Here is a 16,465-nt window from a genome sequence, read left to right as displayed (position 1 = left end):
CCATGCGGAACGGATGCAACAATCTGGATGCGGCCCCGGTCCACCCGGCTGCGGCAGGGATGCGGATCGTCTGCGACCGCTGTGACGATGTCGCGCTGCGCCATGCGCATATCAGCACCGCCTTCTGGCAGGACGCGGGGCTGGTCGTCATCCGCAACATTCCCGCGATGGTCTGCCCCGGCTGCGGCGAGGAATATGTGGATGACGCGACGGTGGTGATGATCGACCGGATGCGCGGGGCCGGCTTTGCCGGTTGCGCGGCGGCCGATCCGCTCCCCGTGCCGGTCTTCGACTTCGCGGAGATGGAGCGATGCGCCGGTTCCTGATCGCCGCCGCCCTTTGCGCGCTTGCGGCCGCAGCAGCGGGCAATGGCGATCCCTTCGCCTTTCTGCCCGATGGCGGACGCGGGATATTTTCCCGCGCCTTTCCGGACCGCCCCGCACAGCAGGCCGCGCTTGGCACGACGCGGAGCGAAGCCGAATGGACCGCAGCCCTGACCGGCGCCGCCTTGACCCCGCGCGAGGTGGAAACCCTTGCCGCCTATCTGGCGCGGGTCGCCCCCCTGGTCACGGGGGACGACCCTGTTGCCGGACTCCCCCCTGACGGACGCGACATGGCGCTGGCGCAGTGCCAGTCCTGCCATTCGCTGTTCTCGGGATACCTGATGCACCGGCGTGACCGTCAGGGGTGGCTGTCGATCTTCGCTTCGCCCTTCCATGCCGCGATTCCCCTGGACGACCGGCAGCGGGCGATCTTTGCCGACTATTCCGCGATCAACATGCCGCTGCGCCCCGAAGACGTGCCACCCGAGTTCCGTTTCTGATTGGAGGGAAGCATGACAGGAAAGCTGACGCTCGCCGTGCCGGTTCTGGTCGCCGCAACATGGGCCATCGCGCAGGAGGATACCTTCGCCTTCATTCCCGACGGGGGACGGACGATCCTTGCGGCTGCGCTGTCGGCAGACGCATCGCTTGCCGGTCGGCTTGCCGCTGCCGCGACCGCGGAAGAATGGCTGTCCCGCATCGAACGGGGCGATCTGCCCGGGATTGCGGGGCTGGATGACTGGCAGGCGCGCACCCTTGCGGATTATCTGGCCTATGCCGCGCCGGTCGATCCCGCCGCCCTGCAGCCGGACGGGCGCGACATGACGCTGGAGCGGTGCCAGTCCTGCCACATCGTCACGGTCGTGGTCACGCAGGCCCGCACGCGGGAGGCATGGCTGGGCACGCTGGCCAAGCCCAGCCATGTCGAAATCCCCCTGACCACGCCCGAGCGCGACCAGCTGGCCGATTACCTTGCCGTGAATGCGGGGCTGCCCATCGACGCCATCCCCCCCGAATTGCGGGCAGGAGGGGCGTCCTACTAGGTCATGTCCTATACAGACCTCACATTCTGGCTCTTCCTTGCCGCCGTCGTCGCGGGTGTCGCCCTTCTGCCACCTCCGGCAAGGCGCGTCTGGCTGATCCTAGCCAGTCTGGTCTTCTACGCCGCCCCCGATGCCATGCGTCTGGTCTGGCTGGCTGCCATCTGTGGCGTGACCCTCGTTGCCTCGGCACCCCCGCAGAAAGGGCCCGCCCGTATTCGCAAAGGGTGCGGGTTTGCCGTGCTCGTGCTCGTCCTGCTCTGGGCACGGTTCTTCGAACTGGCGGGGCTGCCGGACCCGCAGGCCCCGCCGGGACTGTCCTTCCTCGTCTTTACCGCCATCGCCCTGATCGCCGGGGGGACACGGACGGCAGGGTGGGGCCAGCGGGTCGGGCTGATCCTGCATCTGCTGTGGTTTCCGAAACTGCTCGCCGGCCCGATCGAAAGGGCAGGGGCCCTGATCCCGCAATTCCCTGACATAGCCGTACGGCCAAAGCTTGCGTCGCTGGGGCTGGCCTATCTCGTCACCGGCCTCGTGAAGAAGGTCGTGATCGCCGACACCCTGTCACCCGTCGTCGCGGCGGGGTTCGCGCAACCGGCGCTTGCAGCGCCTGTCGATCTGCTCCTGTCCGTCTATGCCTTTGCCTTCCAGATCTATTGCGACTTCTCCGGCTACAGCGACATCGCCATCGGCCTGTCCGCCCTTGTCGGCCTGCGCCTGTCGCGCAACTTCGACCGGCCCTACCTGTCTGTCACCGTGTCGGAGTTCTGGTCGCGGCGCTGGCATGTGACGCTTGGCACATGGTTTCGCGATTTCGTCTATATCCCGCTGGGCGGCAGCAGGGCCGGGCGGGCAAGGCAGGCCATGAACCTGATGACCGTCTTCCTGCTGTCGGGCCTCTGGCATTCGGGTCTGGGCTACGGCCTCGGCTGGGGGTTCGTCGTCTGGGGCGCGATGAACGGCGCCTTTGTCGTGGCCGAGACATTTCTGCCCGTCCCGTCCCGCGCCCTGCCGAAACTGTTGCGCGCAATCGTCACCTTCCACCTTCTGCTGCTGACATGGGTTTTCTTCCGGGCGGACGGTATCGGCGCGGCGCTGACCCTGTTGCGCCGGCTGGCGCAGAACATGGGTGCCTTTCCGGCCCTGATCCCCGCGCATCCCTACACCGCCGACCACAGGCTCTGCGCCACCCTCGTCGGGGCGCTCTTCCTTGCAGAGGCCGCCGCGGGGCGGCCCGGTATCGCAGGACGTCTGGCGGCGATGCCCCTGCCGCTGCGCTGGGCCGGGCTCTACGCGGGGCTGGGCCTTCTCCTGCTCGCGGGGCGCTGGCAGGGACAGGAGTTCATCTATGCCGGATTCTGAACGTTGGCACCCTTTGCGGATCGTCCTTTTCCTTTTGATCGGCGCCCTCCTCTATGCGGGCCTCTTCGTCTGGTCGGATCGCGCGCTTCGCTCCGGCCCGGCGCGGAACCCTTTCCTGTCCATGGCTTCCCCGTCCGAAGGGGCTGACTGGCTGATCCTCGGGGCGTCACATGGCATCCCTCTTGGCATCGCCGACATGCCCGCGCGCATCACGCAGCGCAGCGGACAAAGAATCCGCGTGCTTGCCCTGACGGGTGCGGGGCCCTTCGTCCTGCGCATCGTTGCGGAACGCTGGTTCATGGATCATCGCAGCCGGGGAGTCGTCATCCTGCTCGACGATTTCGCTTTCGCCCATCGCCGCTGGAATCGGGATCGCCTTGGCGACGATGACCTCTTGCCGAAGATACCGGCCGATATCCGCACTGCGCGTGTGCTTGCGCGTGCCGTCCCGCGCGGGCTGTCGTGGAAGACATGGCTGGCGCAGGTGACGGGTTTCGCCCGCATCAACGACCGTCGCCGGCTTGCGCCTCCGACGTGGTCGGCGGAAGACCGCTTCGACAGCTCGCCGCGACCATCCCCTGCCGCGCTCCGGTCGCGCATCGCGTTCCTCTTTCCGGGCGGGGATGACGACGGGACCGTCGGGCGCGCGCTCGACGAACTGGAGGCGACGATCCTTCTGGCACGGGCGCAGGGGGCGCGGGTCGTGCTGCTGCGTCCGCCCCTGCCTGACGCCTTCCGCGCGGCCGTGCCCGAGGTGCCGGGTCTGGCCTCCGGTCTGGCCGAACTCGCACAGCGTCTCGACGTGCCGCTGGTCGACCATTCCGCCCTGATCCCCGAGCCGCGATACTATTTCGACACCGACCACCTGAACCGGAGCGGCGTGACGCGCTGGCTCGACCTCGGCCTTGGCGGGGTTCTGGCAGGGAATGACGGCGGACAATGACGGCGCACCTGGCAGGCGGCAGCTTCGCAGGGAGCCAGACCGCACCCACATGGACGAGGTTTCCCGATGCAGCCGCCGACCGGCCCGAAGATCCCGCTTTCCCGCCGCCACCTGTTGCTGACGGCGGGCTTGGCCGTCACGCTGCCTGCGGCACCGGTGCAGGCGGCCAGCCCGCCCGAACTGACCGTGACCGAAGCCCTGCAGAGCCGCCGGTCCGTCCGGGCCTTCGCCGACCGCAGGATCGATCCCGCGCTTCTGGCCGAACTGCTCTGGGCGGGCTTTGGCATCAACCGCGCGAAAGAGGGGCTGCACACGGCCCCGTCATGGCGCGGGGCGGCGGACGTGATCGTCCATGCCGCGACAGCGGATGGCGTCACCGTCTATGATCCCCGGCAGGATGCCGCGCGGGTCTGGAAGGCCGACGACATCCGCGCGCGGCTGTCCTCACAGCCCTTCGTCGCCACGGCCCCTGTCTGCCTGATCCTCGTGTCGGACCTGCGGCGGCTGGATGCGGCCGGGCCAGACGATCAGAAAAGGCTCTACGCCATGGTGGATGCGGCCATGGTGTCCGAAAACACCTATCTCTTTGCCGCCGCGCGCGGCCTTGGAACCTGCCTCGTCGGAGGGATCGACCGGGATGCCATTTCGGCCGGTCTCGGGCTGGCCCGGCACGAATATCCAACCTTTGTGCAACCTGTCGGCTGGCCGGCCTGACCGCGGATGATGGCTGTCAATGCCCTCCGGTGCGAAGGGCGCAAATCCTTGACCTGAACACCGGCGGACCATGGCCCCGATGCCCCGCCCGACCTGCAACAATGGAGTGACGCAGATGGCGCTTCCGACACTCGCAACCGTGCTTTTCGACGTGGCCGAGGCCGCATGGCTGGTCGAGAAGGTTGCCGAACTTGCCTTGGCCTTCGACAGCCATGTCCTTGCCCTGCATCCGTTCAGCCCCGTCATCTGGGCAGACGGCATGGGCGGCGAGGCGGTCTATTTCGCCTCGATGCTGGAATGGGAAGAACGGGAATCCGTGAAGATCCGCGCCTTGGTTGAGGAGGCGCTTCGCAGGAACGGGCTCAGGGGCGAATATCGCGGCCAGAGCGAACTCTACGGGGCTGAGCCCTTCTTGATGGGCGGCGCGCGGGGGGCGGATGCGGTCATTCTGGGCGCGACGGCGGATCGTTCGCCCGATGGGCGCCTTCTCGCGCAGAGGATGGTCCGCGAGTCCGGTCGTCCGGCGCTGGTCCTTGGAAGGCAGGCTCGGCTCGCTGCCCCGGCGCGCCGGATCGTCGTCGGCTGGACCGACACGCGCGAGGCGACACGGGCAGCCCATGATGCGCTGGCTCTTGCCGGGCCGGGGGCCGACATCACTCTCGTGACCTTCCATGCGCGCGCAGGCAGCGTCGCGCAGGGCCTGACCGGGCGGGACGATCTGGCGGCCGCACTGGACCGCGCGGGGTTCAAGGTGGAAGTGGCCGACCAGATGTCCAGCGGTGACGAACTTCCCGAGGCCATCGCGAGATTCGCCAAGGAAAGAGAGGCCGACCTCCTTGCGACCGGGGCTTTCGGACATACCCAGCTTTACGATCTTCTGGTCGGGGCGGTGACGCGCGACCTGATGGACCGCGCGGCCGTGCCCGTCCTGCTCTCGCGCTAGTGGCATGGCTGCCGGTGCCGGGTCACCGTCCACGTCCACCATCTGCACGGCCCCGAACAGCAGGCGAGCGTGGTGACGGAAACGCGCGGCGCGCTGGCCGGGCGGCGCGTGGTCCGCGGACGGGAAGAGGACTGCGCCCTTCACTACTCCGATGCGGGAAAGTCCTGACCGATGCGCGCGACCGCGTCGCCGTCCATCCGGCCAAGCGCGGCGGCGGCGTCAAGGTAATGCTGCGCCTTTCGCGGCCAGTTTTGCCGACAGGACGGCGGCCGGTCGCGCAGATGATCGAGACTCAGCCGCGCGCGCGTCAGCAGGCGCAACTGTATGTAGGCAATCAGAAGCAGCGGCGAAGGTGGCTCGATCCCTGCGGCGATCAGGGCATCGGCCAGCCTGCCGCCCAGCGCGGTATAGCCCGCCATCGCGCATTCGGCCCCGAGGAACATGCATTCCTCCCAGATATCGACCACCCGCAACTCCAGTGCGGCTTCTGCCCTGTCGAAGATCACCGGCGGGTCGATCAGGCAGACATGCTCCGGTCGCAGGTCTCCATGTCCTTCGACCACCATCCCGTCACGTTCGCGCGACAGGATTTCCGGACGCAGCATCCGCAGGCTCTCCGCCAGCTCGCCAAGCACGGCCAGACCCGCGGGCCGGGGCAGGTGGGACGCAAGCTCGCGCAGGTGGCGCGCATTGGTCGCGAAGGCGCGTTCGATATGCAACGCATGAAGGTGCCGTGGCGGCTGTCGTTTCATGCCGCGCCGGTAAAAGGCGATCAGCCTGTCTGCCAGTGCATCGACCTGTTCGGGGGCGGGAAACCTTCCCTGCCGCAGCATCCCGTCCAGAAGCGCCGCCCGCGGCAGCCGCTTCATGTCCACCAACCAGTCGACGACAGGCCCGTCCCCCCCGATCTGCAATCCCCTGACCGTCCAGCACAGCGGCAACCGGCCCAGATAGATGCCCGCCGCCAGATCCCGGTTCAGCCAGATCTCCTTTGCGACGGCCCTTTCGCGGCCGGCCAGCGTGCGGCAGTCGGAATGGCCGATGCAGACCGGCTTCTTCAGCTTCAGCGCATGGTCTGCGGTCAGGAACACATAGGCCAGATGCGTTTCGACCACCTCCTCGACCCCGGGCCGCGTGGACAGGAAGGCGACCTTGTCCGCGATGCCCGGCAATATCGGCTTGGCCTCGGGCACCATCGGTCACATCCACAACTCGCGGAGCGGTCGGCGTAACGACCGCGCCACCTGATCGTATTCCCCGGAATCGATCCTGCGGCGCAGGACCGAAAACACGGCGGCAATCGCCACATCGGGTTCAAGCAGCGGTTCGTCCCCGAAAGCCCCGTTCACCCGTTCCAGCAGCGCCTCGGCCGAGCGTGGGCGGGCGGGCGTCCGCGCAGGCATCCAGCCTTCGAAGAAGATCCCCCGCACCAGAAGCGGCAATTGCGCCGAAAGGGACGCGGCCTCCTGCACCGTCAGGAAGTCGCGGATGGCGTGCAGCGTCTCGCGCAAGAGCCGGTAGGACCGGCTGCGATCCGTCCAGCCGAGGTCTTCTTCCAGCAGGTTCAGCCATTCCGCCACCACCTGTGGCGCGTGATCGATGGCATCGAGACCCGTCTGCTTCATCTCGCGTCCTCCACTCCGGGCAAGTCTGCGGTGCGGCAGGTGCGGCGATGCCCCGAAGGACCGGGCGCCGCGCCTGCCGGGTGTCACATCACCGAAAGGTTGTCGCGCACCTCGCGTACCCCGGGCGCCGCCCATACGGCCTGTTCGGCGACCCGGCGCTCGGACAGGCTGTGGACCTTTCCACGCAGGGTGACCGACCCGTCCGCCAGTTCGACGGCGATCCCCAGCGCGTCCAGCTCCGTCTGCCGCTTCAGGGCCTGTTCGATCCTGTTGCGCAGGTCGGCGGGCGAAGCCTTGGGTGCAATCCGGATCGTGTTGGCGACCCCCCTCACACCGGCAAGGCCCTGCAAGGCGCGGCTGGCCGATTCGCGCTGATAGTTCCATTCCACCGAACCTGTCAGCGTCACCCAGCCGTTCTGTACGGTCACCTTCACCCGGTCGTCGGGAACCGTGGTGTTCCAGCGCAGCACCTCAAGAACGCGCCGCGCGATCTCGTCATCGGCGGTCGCATGGGTTCCTGCCGGACGCACCTCGATCTCCTCCGCGATCGCCTTGACGCCGCGGACGCCCATCGCGACCTCTTCGGCCTTCAGCTTTTCCGCATAGGTCGCAACATGGCCGGACAGGGTGACGACCCCGTCCTTGGCCGCAACGCCGACATGGGCGGCGTTGATGCTCGGCTCGAATTCCAGAGCGTCGGACACGGTCTGCCGCAGTTCAACATCCGTCATCTTCTTTCCTTTCCTCCAGTTCACCTGCCAGGACGCTGGCACGGGAAATCTGGCCAGTCGGGAGGAATGGCGCATTGACGATGCGCAACGATCGAAGGCCGCGCCCGCAGCCCGACCAATCGGCGCGCCGGGCGGTATGTTTGTCCCGCCCTGTGGGAGGCTTGCCCCAGCCGAAAGGGCACTCCACCCGTTCGGAGTGATGCCTTCCATGCTGCCCGACCGGCGCAAAGCTGTGAGGCTGTTCTGGCCGGAAATGCCCGGCCTGAACCCCCAAGTCACATGGAGACCAACATGAAACTGCTTCTTTCCGCCGCTGCAGCCCTCCTCGTCGCGGGAACCGCGCTGCATGCCGATACGCTCGTCCCCACTTGGGGCAACACCTCGATCGTGAAGCAGATCGGGCTTGGCAACGGCCAGCTGACCGTCCAGTCGGGCAAGCTGAACGAATCCTTCACCGGCCAGCTCGGCGTCGCGAACGGGTCGATCACGATGCAGAGCGGCTTCGGCAACCTGTCGACGACCATGCAGGCCGGGGCCTTCAACTCGTCCGTCACCCAGCAGATCGGGGGCTTCAACGCCTCGGCCACCGTGCAGACGGGCGACAACGGGCACTACTCGGAGACCTCGCAGGAAGGCGCGGGCAACGTGTCGATGACGGTCCAGTCGGACTGATCCCGTGAACATGCCGCGTCGCCCTGCATCGGCGGGGCGACGCGGCAGTCCGTCACGCCCCGATTTTTCGAACGCACGAAAGGATATCGACATGCGCCCCCCGCTGCTGACACTTGCACTGATCGCGACCTTGCTGCCCGGGCTGTCGGCGGCACAGACCACGTCCACCACCATCCAGTCCGGTGACGGCAACCAGAGCACGACCGTGCAGTCGGGTCAGACGGCGGCGGCGACCATCCAGGCGGGCGACGGAAACGTCGCATCGACCACGCTGGGCGGAACCTACAACGCGTCGGTCATCGGCCAGTGGGGAAGCTCCAACACGCTGGACCAGACGCTTTCGGGCAGCAACCGTGGTCTCTTTACGCAGCAGATCGGAATACTGTCCACCGACAGGCAGAGCAGCACGACCTTCACGGGGGGGAACCTCCGCGTCAGCGTGACGATCCGGTCAGAGTTGAAGTGACCGGCCGATGTGTATCCTGTCGCTCCGCAGCCTCGGACATCGCAGGAGGGCGCTCTTTCTTTCGCTTGTATTTGTCGGCGCCGGTGCCACTGCCGGACCGGCTGCCCGTGCATCGGACGCCGCGATGACCTGCGCCATCCTTGGCCGGACCTCCGACCGTGGAATGCTGCTGCTCGAGGCCGTGCTGGAGGCGGGCACCGATGCCGTCGTCGGGCGCTACCAGTTCTCGATCCGGACCGTCGGACAAGGGGGCCAATCGAGTTCCGTGCAATCCGGGCAGGTCCACCTCATGGCGGGCGAGCGCAAGGCGCTTGGCTCCATCACCGTCGCGGCTGTTGACATGGATGTCGACGCGCAGCTGATCGTCCGGTCGGGGGGGGGCGGGGAATGCATCGCGCGGTACTGATCTGACCATCCCCCCTGCGCCGCCCTAGAACCGCCAGTTCATCGTCAGCCCGACCGTCAGCCCCCGTCTGGCCTCGAAACTGATCTTGGCGGGGCCATCACCGGCGAAAGCAAGAACGGGCGACAGTTCCGCTTCGCCAGCGACATAGACCGAGACGGAATGTCCGTTGCCGTAAGACTGGCTGACGCCGATTGACATGACCGTCGAAGGAACAATCCGCCGCAGGGTCCCGATACCAGCCACGCCCATCGCCGCTGCATCATCGACCGAGGCGAAATTTACCAGCCTGCTCTCGGCCTGCACGCGGCTCAGCCCGACACCCACCTGCGTCCATAGGGACAGCCCGCCAGTCAGATCGCGGCTCAGGCCGATGCCGGCCTGCATCCCGCTCGCACTTGCCAGAAGGGTCTGCCTCTGTCCCATCAAGATCGACGGAAGGCGCGAACCGGACACGGTCTCGGCAAGGTCGACGTCGATACCCCCTTCTTCCTGATCGCTTACCAGCCCGTTCACGGTCCGCAGAAAGACCGACACATCGGTCCTGCCGGTCCCCGTCACGTCCCAGCCATATGCGGGCTTCCGGATGGCCTCGCGCCTGCGGCTTGCCGTCCAGGGTTGCAGTTGCATCTGCGAAAGATCCCCTGTCGCCCGAAAGACCGCACCCTCGGGTCCGGCCATCACCGCATAGGCCGAGGTCCCGCCCCCCTCCAGACCTCCGTCCCATCGCGTTGTCGCCGCGGCCAGAATTGGCCCCCCGTCGGTCTGCGTGACTGCGAAGACGGTCGTCGCGTTCTCGCCCCCGGGCGTGGACAGGGTCATGACGCTGATCGTGGCCCCATCCGCCCCTTCGGTGCCGGACCCGACCAAGACCCCTGCCAGCGATCCTGACGGGGTCGTCTCGGCCAGCAGATCGATGATGCCTGCAGGACGATGAAGGGAAGATATTTCGACGACGGGTATCCCGCCGACCCCGCTTGCTGCGAATTGCAGGTCCAGCGTGGACAGCACGGGAAAGTTCGGGAAAGACTCGGCGAATCTCGTCCAGGGGGTAAAGGACGTTTCATCGGCGATGGCAGTGCCCGCATAAAGGATGCAGCACAGATCGACTGTCAGTGCGAATCTTCCCGCCCTCGACATCACCGTCCCTCCTGAAACGAAGGTGCAAAGGCAAGGCGGGTCAACAGACCGATAAGTTCCGCCTGCCGTTTTGTCCCCGTTTTCCGCAGGATGCCGCTCAGCTGGTTGCGCAGCGTCTGTTTCGACATCCGCCGCCGCACGGCATAGGCACCGATGCTTTCCCCGTTCAGCAGCGACTGGGCCAGTTCGGCCTCCTTCCCGCTCAGTCCGAAGGCACCCTCGAGAAGGCCGCGCTGCAGGGAAAGGGGGCCGCCGGTCCGGTGGGCGACAAGGATCGTTGCGGGCTCTTCCTCCTGCGTGGCATCTGCTGCTCCCTCGGCGGCATGATCGCCGGTACCGCCCAGATGGCGCAGGGTCATGAGCACCCGTTCCGCGCCCGCCTGCAAGGACACGATTGCCGCCTTGGCCGGTCTACCTTCCGACGGACTGCCCTGTCCTTCGACAACGCCATGAAGTTCGGCATTGGCCACCGGATTGATGGCATGGACGCGGCCATCCGCCCCCGCGACGATCGCGGTTCCACGGGCCAGAAGACTGGTTCCATGTCCGTTCGACCGGCGAAGGGTGCCGCGGCGATCCAGAAGCAGGGCCGGAAAAGGCAGAAGTTCGAGCAGGGCATCGTTCAGCCGCTCGATTGACACAAGCCGCCCGGCCAGAGTGGCGATCCGGTACGCCAGCACGAGATCTGGTGCGATCGCCTGCATAAGACGCGCCAGTTCCGGTCGCACCTGATCCGCCTTGCGGCTTGGAAACCGCAACTCGATCTCGTCCCGCCCGTGGCGTGTTGTCCGAAGCACCAGTCGCAGGAAGCTGTCCATGCTGTCGGACGCGCCATCCTCCAGATCGCAGTCCCCCGAATAGACCGTCCCCTCGAAAGCCCGCTCGACCGGGTTCGCAAGGCTGCCTATCCGCTGGGATGGTCCGGTGGCATGGGGTGGATGGATGACCGTCCGCCACCCGCCCGCCCTGCGGTGACGTGACAGGAGAGACACGACGACCTGTGGCGGCACAAGCCTTCCCAACTCGACCGCAAGCGTTGCCGGAAGCGTTCCATCGAATGCCGCATCCAGAACGATGACAGAGAATAGACCTGAAGAAACGGGTTCGTATTTGTTCATTGCCCAACCCCTGACCAGCGGAAATCCGCCCGTAGGGTCGGCTGATGCGGCGGGGCACGCATTGACGGCCGTCATGACGCAGGCCCCGTCCGCCCGACAGTGGCAGGGGGGCGATGCGTCACGACCCGACCAGCGTCATTGCATCCGGTCAATGAAGCGGCTGTCTCCACAGACCATCCTGCACCGGATGCAACGCTTCAGTGGAGCAAACCCATGTCCCCATCCCCCCGTTTTCGGGCCTGCCCTGGCCCCGGTCGCCCGATCCTTGCCAAAGCGGCCCTATTGCTTGTCCTGCTCGGTCCTGCTGCCGCAGCCGCAACCGAAGCCGACGAGTTCGCCACCGGCAAAGCGGAATACCTGTCGGCCTGCGCGGCCTGTCACGGCGATGCCGCCGACGGCAAGGGTCCCATCGCGTCGATGTTCCGCGACCCTGTCCCCGACCTGACGGGACTGGCAGAACGCAATGAGGGCCGGTTTCCGTTCCTGAAGGTCTTTCAGGTCATCGACGGGCGCAGCGTCATCCGCGCGCACGGTGACCCCATGCCGATCTTCGGCGGCCGTTTCCGTGCCGAGGCCGAAGCACGGGGCGCGGTCTTCGGAGCCGAGGCGATCGCCCGGGCGCGCCTGCTGGAACTGGTCCTCTATCTGCAATCCATCCAGAACTGATCCCGCCACGGATCAGTCCGGACCGCGCCTTTGCCTGCCAGTGGCGCCATGGCTCAGGCCATGGTCGCCCTGTCGGGACGCTCGAACAGGGTGCGTGCCACGGTCTGTCGCAGGTCCTGCGCCGACAGGTGAAGCAGGTTCTTCGCGACTTCGCGCACCACGGTCCCCGCGATATCCGGTTGTGCTTCCTGACGGAACAGGCCCAGCATCGGGCGCGATGCGAAAACCGCCAACTGCTCGAACCCTTCTTCCCTCCGGGCCGCTTCCAATCGCTCGAGGACCCGGTGCACGAAGGCACGCTGCGCGTCGCGGACGGGATCAGAGGCGTATTCCATCGACGACCGGCGGCTGCCGACCGACGCAAAGCTGCGGCCCGGCTTGTCGGACATCACGTCTCGCAGATGGTGGTGACCGTCATGCAACTCGATCTCGGCTGCATCGGCACGCCCATCCCTGTGGATCCCCCGAAGGATACGGGCAGTTTCGGAGTTTAGCGCGACGGCCCAGATGATCGTTTCTTTCATGCGACGCTGTCCTGATCGGTTCGCGGGGCTCCGCCATTTCCGACCGGAACCTGACGACGGTTTGATGCCCACTGTCCGGTCACGGCCGCGGGGCGAGGCGGGTAAACTTGACGGCTCTCTCGCGTTGGCCATCCGCGCAACACTGGCAGGAAACGGCCAACGCGGCGTTGATGGCTGTCAACGACCCGTGGCGTCTCGCCAAGGGGGGCCGGCTTGCCCTTGTCTTTCCGGAACCGCCGCCAAAGCCGCGGTCCGCCCGCGGACGCAGCACCTGTCCCGCATCCAGCCTGCTTAGTCCTAGCCTAACCAGCGCCGAGAGAAATGCAGGTTTCGCAGAAGGGGGCTGCTGGCCTAGCTTTCGGGATAGCGGATTTTCGGGAAGGGCGCGACATGGCGGAACGGGTGGAAACCCTGATCATCGGGGGCGGGCAGGCGGGTCTGGCCATGAGCGCGCATCTGGCGCGTCTGGGCGTGCCGCATCTGGTGGTCGAACGCCACCGCATCGCCGAACGCTGGCGGACGGAACGCTGGGATTCGCTCGTCGCCAACGGACCGGCATGGCATGATCGCTTTCCCGAACAGACCTTCGACGACATTCCCCCCGATTCCTTCCCCGCCAAGGACCGGATCGTGCGCTATTTCGAGGATTTCGCAGCCCGCATCGCCGCCCCCCTGCGCTGCGGGGTCGAGGTGACGGCCCTGCGCGCCCGCGACGGCGGCGGTTTTCTCGCCGAAACCCCGCAAGGGGTGATCGGGGCCGACACGGTGGTCTGCGCCACCGGACCGTTCCAGAAACCGCTCATCCCGGCGCTGGTGCCCGAAACGGCAGGGATCATGCAGATCCATTCCGCCGCCTATCGCAACCCCGCGCAATTGCCCGACGGGGCGGTGATGGTGGTCGGAGCCGGTTCCTCCGGCGCGCAGATCGCGGATGAACTCAACCGTGCCGGGCGCAAGGTCTTTCTGTCGGTCGGGCCGCATGACCGCCCGCCGCGCGCCTATCGCGGCAAGGATTTCGTCTGGTGGCTGGGCACGCTGGGCAAATGGGACGCCCGCGCCCGCACACCCGGAACCGAACATGTCACCATCGCCGTCAGCGGGGCGCATGGCGGCCACACCGTGGATTTCCGCCGTCTGGCCGGTCAGGGCATCACCCTTGTCGGGCGGACCGACGGCTTTGACGCGGGGGCGCTGTCCTTTGCGGGTGATCTGGCCGCCAATATCGCGGCGGGTGACCGCAATTACCTGTCGGTGCTGGACGAGGCAGATGCCTATGTCGCCGCGCATGGCCTTGACCTTCCGGCCGAACCCGCGGCGCGGGACTTCGGCCCCGATCCGGACTGCGTCAGCAATCCCCTGCGGCGGCTGGACCTTGCCGCGGCGGGCGTCACCTCGATCGTCTGGGCCACGGGCTATGCGCTCGACTACGGCTGGATGAAGCTGGACGCGCTCGATGCCTCGGGCCGTCCCGCCCATGCGAACGGCATCTCCACGCGGGTGGAGGGGCTCTATTTCCTTGGCCTGCCATGGCTCACCCGCCGCTCCTCGGCCTTCATCTGGGGCGCGTGGCGGGATGCCGAGGATCTGGCCGCCATCATCGCCGCCCGCAGCGGCAGGACGCGCGCCGTGGCCGAGTGAGGCGCGCTTGCCTCTCTGCCTGCAGGGGCTAGACTATGCGCGGGTGTGCAGGAGGGGGCGCGGTGACAACAGGTCAGGGGCGGCAAGAGGCGATGTCGCTGTTGCAGGCTTGTGCCCCGTTCCACGGTCTGGACGAGGGGGTGCTTGCCGATCTTGCCGCCCTGTCGGTCTGGCGCAGCTGGTCGACGGGCGAGACGGTGTTCCAGCGCGGCGAAGCGGGCAACCATCTGATCATCCTGCGCCGTGGCCGCCTGCGCCTGTCACTGGTCAGCGCGGCGGGCAAAGAGGTGCTTCTGGGCACGGTCGGACCGGGCGGCATGGTGGGCGAGGTGGCGCTGATCGATGGCCAGCCCCGCTCGGCCGATGCCGCCGCACTGGAACCGGCCGAGGGTCTGCTCTTGCGCCGTGACGGGTTTCTTGCCGCGATGTCCCGCCAGCCCCAATTGGGGCTGAACATGGCGCGCTATCTCTGCACGCTTTTGCGGAACACCAACTTCCAGATGGAATCCATCGCGCTGCACGATCTGCGCGCGCGCCTCGTGCGCTTCGTCCTGCTGGGCCTGCGGCAGGCCCATGGCGAATCGTTGCCCCCCCGCGCCGAATTGCGGGTCGGGCTGACCCAGGGCGAACTGTCCGCCCTTTTGGGGGCGAGCCGCCCGAAGCTGAACCGCGCCCTGCACGAGCTGATCGACGAAGGGGCCCTGTCGCGCAAGGGCGACACGCTGGTCTGCGACGTGACGCTCCTGCGCCAGATTGCAGACGAGTCCGGCGCGACCGAGGACTGATCCTTTCCGAAAAGTTACGGAATTTCCGGCCCGAGTTACGCAGGTAACAGCGCGGCCCCGCCCGCCCGTGCAATCTGACCCCATGGAGACGCCCCGGAGACACGCCGAAACGGCGCGGACCGGAGGGCGGGGAGAGTACCGATGATGAGCTTGGCGCTTGCACGGTTAGTGGTGGAGTGGGTTGACGCAGATCCCGAAGCGCCCGTCGGGCGTCCGAAACGGGGGATCATGGGCTGGTTCGCCACCGCGCGTCAGGCGCGGCGCGCGCGGCTCGAACTTGAGACTGCCGTCCAGCGGCTTGCGGAACTGTCGCCGCATCTTCTGGACGATATCGGGGTCGGCGGCGACGTCACTCCGGAACCGGCTGTGCGCGGGGCGGTGCTGCCCGCCATCGCAGAACAGCCCGCGCACAAGGTTGTTCCGACCGTATCCCTAAGCCCCAAAGGGGCGGTCGGAGCCCCTGCCGCGGCACAGTCCGCGGGTCCGGCCACGGCGAAAGCCGTGCGCCGGGCTAGGAGGGGGGCACTCGTCAGGCTGCCGGCACCGGCTCCGGTCGCGGCGGCCTGATCATGACAGGGTGTGGGTGTGGGAGAGCGTCCCGCCGCGGCCATCGCGGCGGGACCGGGGGATATCTTTTCGGTCTTTTCCTGCTGCTGCTGCCCGCGACGGGCGCATGGGCCAGCTCGCACGGGCTGCGATCCTGCGCGGATGTCGCGCTGGTTCTGGCGATAGATGCCTCGGGCAGCATCGATGACCGCGAATTCCGGCTCCAGCAGCACGGCTACGAAATGGCCTTCCGCGACGAGACGGTGCATGTCGCATTGGGCGCCGCCGGACGGGTGGATGTGGCGGCGGTGATCTGGGGGGACGCGGATTTCGCGCCGCAGATCCTTCCGTTCCGCCGTCTCGCCTCGCCCCGCGATGCCGAAGGTTTCGCGCAGGAACTCGGGGCGATCCCGCGGATCACCACGGGCAATACCGGCCTTGGCACGGGGCTGAACCATGCGCTCGACCTGCTGGAGGATCCGGCGGTCTGCGCCGCGCAAAAGATCGTCGACCTGTCGGGCGACGGCCGCCAGATGACGGCACGCGGCCGCTTTGGCGTCATACCCCTGCACAGCGTCCGCCAAAGGGCCGAGGCCATGGGGGTCACGATCAACGCACTGGCCATCGAGACGGACGAGCGGCAGCTGTCGGATTATTTCCGCAAGCGGGTCATCACCGGTGCATCGGCCTTTGTCATGCGGGCCGCCGATTTCCACGACTTCCGCGACGCCATCACCGACAAGCTGGTGCGCGAACTCATGGCAGGCGTGCCGCGCTGTAGCGGGCCGGACTGCGGCGGCTGAAGGCCGCCCGCAGGGATCGATGG

At 67.2% G+C, this 16,465-nt stretch carries 21 protein-coding genes; 15 read left to right on the top strand and 6 right to left on the bottom strand.

What is annotated here, in order from left to right; translation table 11 throughout:
* The first annotated feature begins 2 nt into the window (after positions 1–2).
* The 7 genes from GU927_RS02010 (at position 3) to GU927_RS01980 (ending at position 5,325) form a co-directional block, all read left to right on the top strand.
* Positions 3–326: a YgiT-type zinc finger protein gene (locus tag GU927_RS02010; protein ID WP_161760651.1), complete on the top strand. Its 324-nt coding sequence runs from the start codon at positions 3–5 to the stop codon at positions 324–326.
* Positions 311–823: a hypothetical protein gene (locus tag GU927_RS02005; RefSeq protein WP_161760650.1), complete on the top strand. Its 513-nt coding sequence runs from the start codon at positions 311–313 to the stop codon at positions 821–823. Before GU927_RS02010 ends, GU927_RS02005 begins: the two co-directional genes overlap by 16 nt.
* Positions 824–835: 12 nt before the next feature.
* Positions 836–1,366: a hypothetical protein gene (locus GU927_RS02000; RefSeq protein WP_161760649.1), complete on the top strand. Its 531-nt coding sequence runs from the start codon at positions 836–838 to the stop codon at positions 1,364–1,366.
* A gap of 3 nt (positions 1,367–1,369) precedes the next feature.
* A complete protein-coding gene (locus GU927_RS01995) occupies positions 1,370–2,725 on the top strand; it encodes an MBOAT family O-acyltransferase (RefSeq protein WP_161760648.1) in 1,356 nt (451 codons plus the stop codon).
* Positions 2,712–3,668: a hypothetical protein gene (locus GU927_RS01990; RefSeq protein ID WP_161760647.1), complete on the top strand. Its 957-nt coding sequence runs from the start codon at positions 2,712–2,714 to the stop codon at positions 3,666–3,668. Before GU927_RS01995 ends, GU927_RS01990 begins: the two co-directional genes overlap by 14 nt.
* A gap of 66 nt (positions 3,669–3,734) precedes the next feature.
* Complete coding sequence (locus tag GU927_RS01985) at positions 3,735–4,382, top strand: nitroreductase family protein (protein WP_161760646.1); 648 nt, start codon at positions 3,735–3,737, stop codon at positions 4,380–4,382.
* A 115-nt stretch (positions 4,383–4,497) separates the two neighbouring features.
* Positions 4,498–5,325, top strand: coding sequence for a universal stress protein (locus GU927_RS01980; protein WP_161760645.1), 828 nt, complete (start codon positions 4,498–4,500; stop codon positions 5,323–5,325).
* Between the two features lie 143 nt (positions 5,326–5,468).
* Here GU927_RS01980 and GU927_RS01975 read toward each other — a convergent pair whose 3' ends face one another.
* The 3 genes from GU927_RS01975 to GU927_RS01965 all read right to left on the bottom strand — a co-directional run bounded on the left by GU927_RS01975 (position 5,469) and on the right by GU927_RS01965 (position 7,681).
* Complete coding sequence (locus GU927_RS01975; RefSeq protein WP_161760643.1) at positions 5,469–6,521, bottom strand: hypothetical protein; 1,053 nt, start codon at positions 6,519–6,521, stop codon at positions 5,469–5,471.
* 3 nt (positions 6,522–6,524) lie between these two features.
* Positions 6,525–6,950 (bottom strand): DUF2267 domain-containing protein, encoded by a 426-nt coding sequence (locus GU927_RS01970; protein WP_161760641.1) that lies wholly within the window; start codon positions 6,948–6,950, stop codon positions 6,525–6,527.
* 83 nt (positions 6,951–7,033) lie between these two features.
* Positions 7,034–7,681: a BON domain-containing protein gene (locus tag GU927_RS01965; RefSeq protein WP_161760639.1), complete on the bottom strand. Its 648-nt coding sequence runs from the start codon at positions 7,679–7,681 to the stop codon at positions 7,034–7,036.
* Between the two features lie 291 nt (positions 7,682–7,972).
* On the opposite strand from GU927_RS01965, the gene GU927_RS01960 reads away from it, so the two are divergent.
* The 3 genes from GU927_RS01960 to csgH all read left to right on the top strand — a co-directional run bounded on the left by GU927_RS01960 (position 7,973) and on the right by csgH (position 9,225).
* Positions 7,973–8,353, top strand: coding sequence for a hypothetical protein (locus tag GU927_RS01960; protein ID WP_161760637.1), 381 nt, complete (start codon positions 7,973–7,975; stop codon positions 8,351–8,353).
* A 91-nt stretch (positions 8,354–8,444) separates the two neighbouring features.
* Positions 8,445–8,819, top strand: a complete 375-nt coding sequence (locus GU927_RS01955; RefSeq protein WP_161760635.1) for a hypothetical protein — start codon at positions 8,445–8,447, stop codon at positions 8,817–8,819.
* 124 nt (positions 8,820–8,943) lie between these two features.
* On the top strand, positions 8,944–9,225 hold the full coding sequence (csgH, locus tag GU927_RS01950; RefSeq protein ID WP_161760633.1) for a curli-like amyloid fiber formation chaperone CsgH: 282 nt from the start codon (positions 8,944–8,946) through the stop codon (positions 9,223–9,225).
* A 24-nt stretch (positions 9,226–9,249) separates the two neighbouring features.
* Here csgH and GU927_RS01945 read toward each other — a convergent pair whose 3' ends face one another.
* Together GU927_RS01945 and GU927_RS01940 are read right to left on the bottom strand one after the other, a co-directional pair.
* Complete coding sequence (locus GU927_RS01945; protein WP_161760632.1) at positions 9,250–10,362, bottom strand: hypothetical protein; 1,113 nt, start codon at positions 10,360–10,362, stop codon at positions 9,250–9,252.
* Complete coding sequence (locus GU927_RS01940) at positions 10,362–11,480, bottom strand: helix-turn-helix transcriptional regulator (RefSeq protein ID WP_161760630.1); 1,119 nt, start codon at positions 11,478–11,480, stop codon at positions 10,362–10,364. Before GU927_RS01940 ends, GU927_RS01945 begins: the two co-directional genes overlap by 1 nt.
* 282 nt (positions 11,481–11,762) lie before the next feature.
* On the opposite strand from GU927_RS01940, the gene GU927_RS01935 reads away from it, so the two are divergent.
* Positions 11,763–12,146, top strand: a complete 384-nt coding sequence (locus GU927_RS01935) for a c-type cytochrome (RefSeq protein WP_232489093.1) — start codon at positions 11,763–11,765, stop codon at positions 12,144–12,146.
* 53 nt (positions 12,147–12,199) lie between these two features.
* On the opposite strand, the gene GU927_RS01930 is transcribed toward GU927_RS01935, so the two are convergent.
* Positions 12,200–12,670, bottom strand: a complete 471-nt coding sequence (locus GU927_RS01930) for a host attachment protein (RefSeq protein WP_161760626.1) — start codon at positions 12,668–12,670, stop codon at positions 12,200–12,202.
* Positions 12,671–13,060: 390 nt separating this feature from the next.
* On the opposite strand from GU927_RS01930, the gene GU927_RS01925 reads away from it, so the two are divergent.
* The 4 genes from GU927_RS01925 to GU927_RS01910 all read left to right on the top strand — a co-directional run bounded on the left by GU927_RS01925 (position 13,061) and on the right by GU927_RS01910 (position 16,442).
* Positions 13,061–14,308, top strand: coding sequence for a flavin-containing monooxygenase (locus GU927_RS01925; protein ID WP_161760624.1), 1,248 nt, complete (start codon positions 13,061–13,063; stop codon positions 14,306–14,308).
* A gap of 62 nt (positions 14,309–14,370) precedes the next feature.
* On the top strand, positions 14,371–15,093 hold the full coding sequence (locus tag GU927_RS01920; RefSeq protein WP_161760622.1) for a Crp/Fnr family transcriptional regulator: 723 nt from the start codon (positions 14,371–14,373) through the stop codon (positions 15,091–15,093).
* Positions 15,094–15,234: 141 nt separating this feature from the next.
* Positions 15,235–15,660, top strand: a complete 426-nt coding sequence (locus GU927_RS01915) for a hypothetical protein (protein WP_161760620.1) — start codon at positions 15,235–15,237, stop codon at positions 15,658–15,660.
* Positions 15,661–15,662: 2 nt separating this feature from the next.
* Entirely contained in the window at positions 15,663–16,442 is a 780-nt protein-coding gene (locus GU927_RS01910) for a DUF1194 domain-containing protein (protein ID WP_161760618.1), read from the top strand.
* The last annotated feature ends 23 nt before the right edge of the window (positions 16,443–16,465 follow it).

Origin of the sequence: Paragemmobacter amnigenus (genome assembly GCF_009908265.2) — a bacterium.
Lineage (GTDB): Bacteria > Pseudomonadota > Alphaproteobacteria > Rhodobacterales > Rhodobacteraceae > Paragemmobacter > Paragemmobacter amnigenus.
The sequence above is the reverse complement of the archived record's forward strand: the minus strand, read 5'-3'. Positions and strand labels throughout refer to the sequence as shown.

Excerpts from the sequence above, each read along its gene's own strand:
- GU927_RS02010 (WP_161760651.1), top strand. The coding sequence starts at position 3 with ATGCGGAACGGATGCAACAATCTGGATGCGGCCCCGGTCCACCCGGCT.
- GU927_RS02005 (WP_161760650.1), top strand. The coding sequence starts at position 311 with ATGCGCCGGTTCCTGATCGCCGCCGCCCTTTGCGCGCTTGCGGCCGCA.
- GU927_RS02000 (WP_161760649.1), top strand. The coding sequence starts at position 836 with ATGACAGGAAAGCTGACGCTCGCCGTGCCGGTTCTGGTCGCCGCAACA.
- GU927_RS01995 (WP_161760648.1), top strand. The coding sequence starts at position 1,370 with ATGTCCTATACAGACCTCACATTCTGGCTCTTCCTTGCCGCCGTCGTC.
- GU927_RS01990 (WP_161760647.1), top strand. The coding sequence starts at position 2,712 with ATGCCGGATTCTGAACGTTGGCACCCTTTGCGGATCGTCCTTTTCCTT.
- GU927_RS01985 (WP_161760646.1), top strand. The coding sequence starts at position 3,735 with ATGCAGCCGCCGACCGGCCCGAAGATCCCGCTTTCCCGCCGCCACCTG.
- GU927_RS01980 (WP_161760645.1), top strand. The coding sequence starts at position 4,498 with ATGGCGCTTCCGACACTCGCAACCGTGCTTTTCGACGTGGCCGAGGCC.
- GU927_RS01975 (WP_161760643.1), bottom strand. The coding sequence starts at position 6,521 with ATGGTGCCCGAGGCCAAGCCGATATTGCCGGGCATCGCGGACAAGGTC.
- GU927_RS01970 (WP_161760641.1), bottom strand. The coding sequence starts at position 6,950 with ATGAAGCAGACGGGTCTCGATGCCATCGATCACGCGCCACAGGTGGTG.
- GU927_RS01965 (WP_161760639.1), bottom strand. The coding sequence starts at position 7,681 with ATGACGGATGTTGAACTGCGGCAGACCGTGTCCGACGCTCTGGAATTC.
- GU927_RS01960 (WP_161760637.1), top strand. The coding sequence starts at position 7,973 with ATGAAACTGCTTCTTTCCGCCGCTGCAGCCCTCCTCGTCGCGGGAACC.
- GU927_RS01955 (WP_161760635.1), top strand. The coding sequence starts at position 8,445 with ATGCGCCCCCCGCTGCTGACACTTGCACTGATCGCGACCTTGCTGCCC.
- csgH (WP_161760633.1), top strand. The coding sequence starts at position 8,944 with ATGACCTGCGCCATCCTTGGCCGGACCTCCGACCGTGGAATGCTGCTG.
- GU927_RS01945 (WP_161760632.1), bottom strand. The coding sequence starts at position 10,362 with ATGTCGAGGGCGGGAAGATTCGCACTGACAGTCGATCTGTGCTGCATC.
- GU927_RS01940 (WP_161760630.1), bottom strand. The coding sequence starts at position 11,480 with ATGAACAAATACGAACCCGTTTCTTCAGGTCTATTCTCTGTCATCGTT.
- GU927_RS01930 (WP_161760626.1), bottom strand. The coding sequence starts at position 12,670 with ATGAAAGAAACGATCATCTGGGCCGTCGCGCTAAACTCCGAAACTGCC.
- GU927_RS01925 (WP_161760624.1), top strand. The coding sequence starts at position 13,061 with ATGGCGGAACGGGTGGAAACCCTGATCATCGGGGGCGGGCAGGCGGGT.
- GU927_RS01915 (WP_161760620.1), top strand. The coding sequence starts at position 15,235 with ATGATGAGCTTGGCGCTTGCACGGTTAGTGGTGGAGTGGGTTGACGCA.
- GU927_RS01910 (WP_161760618.1), top strand. The coding sequence starts at position 15,663 with ATGACAGGGTGTGGGTGTGGGAGAGCGTCCCGCCGCGGCCATCGCGGC.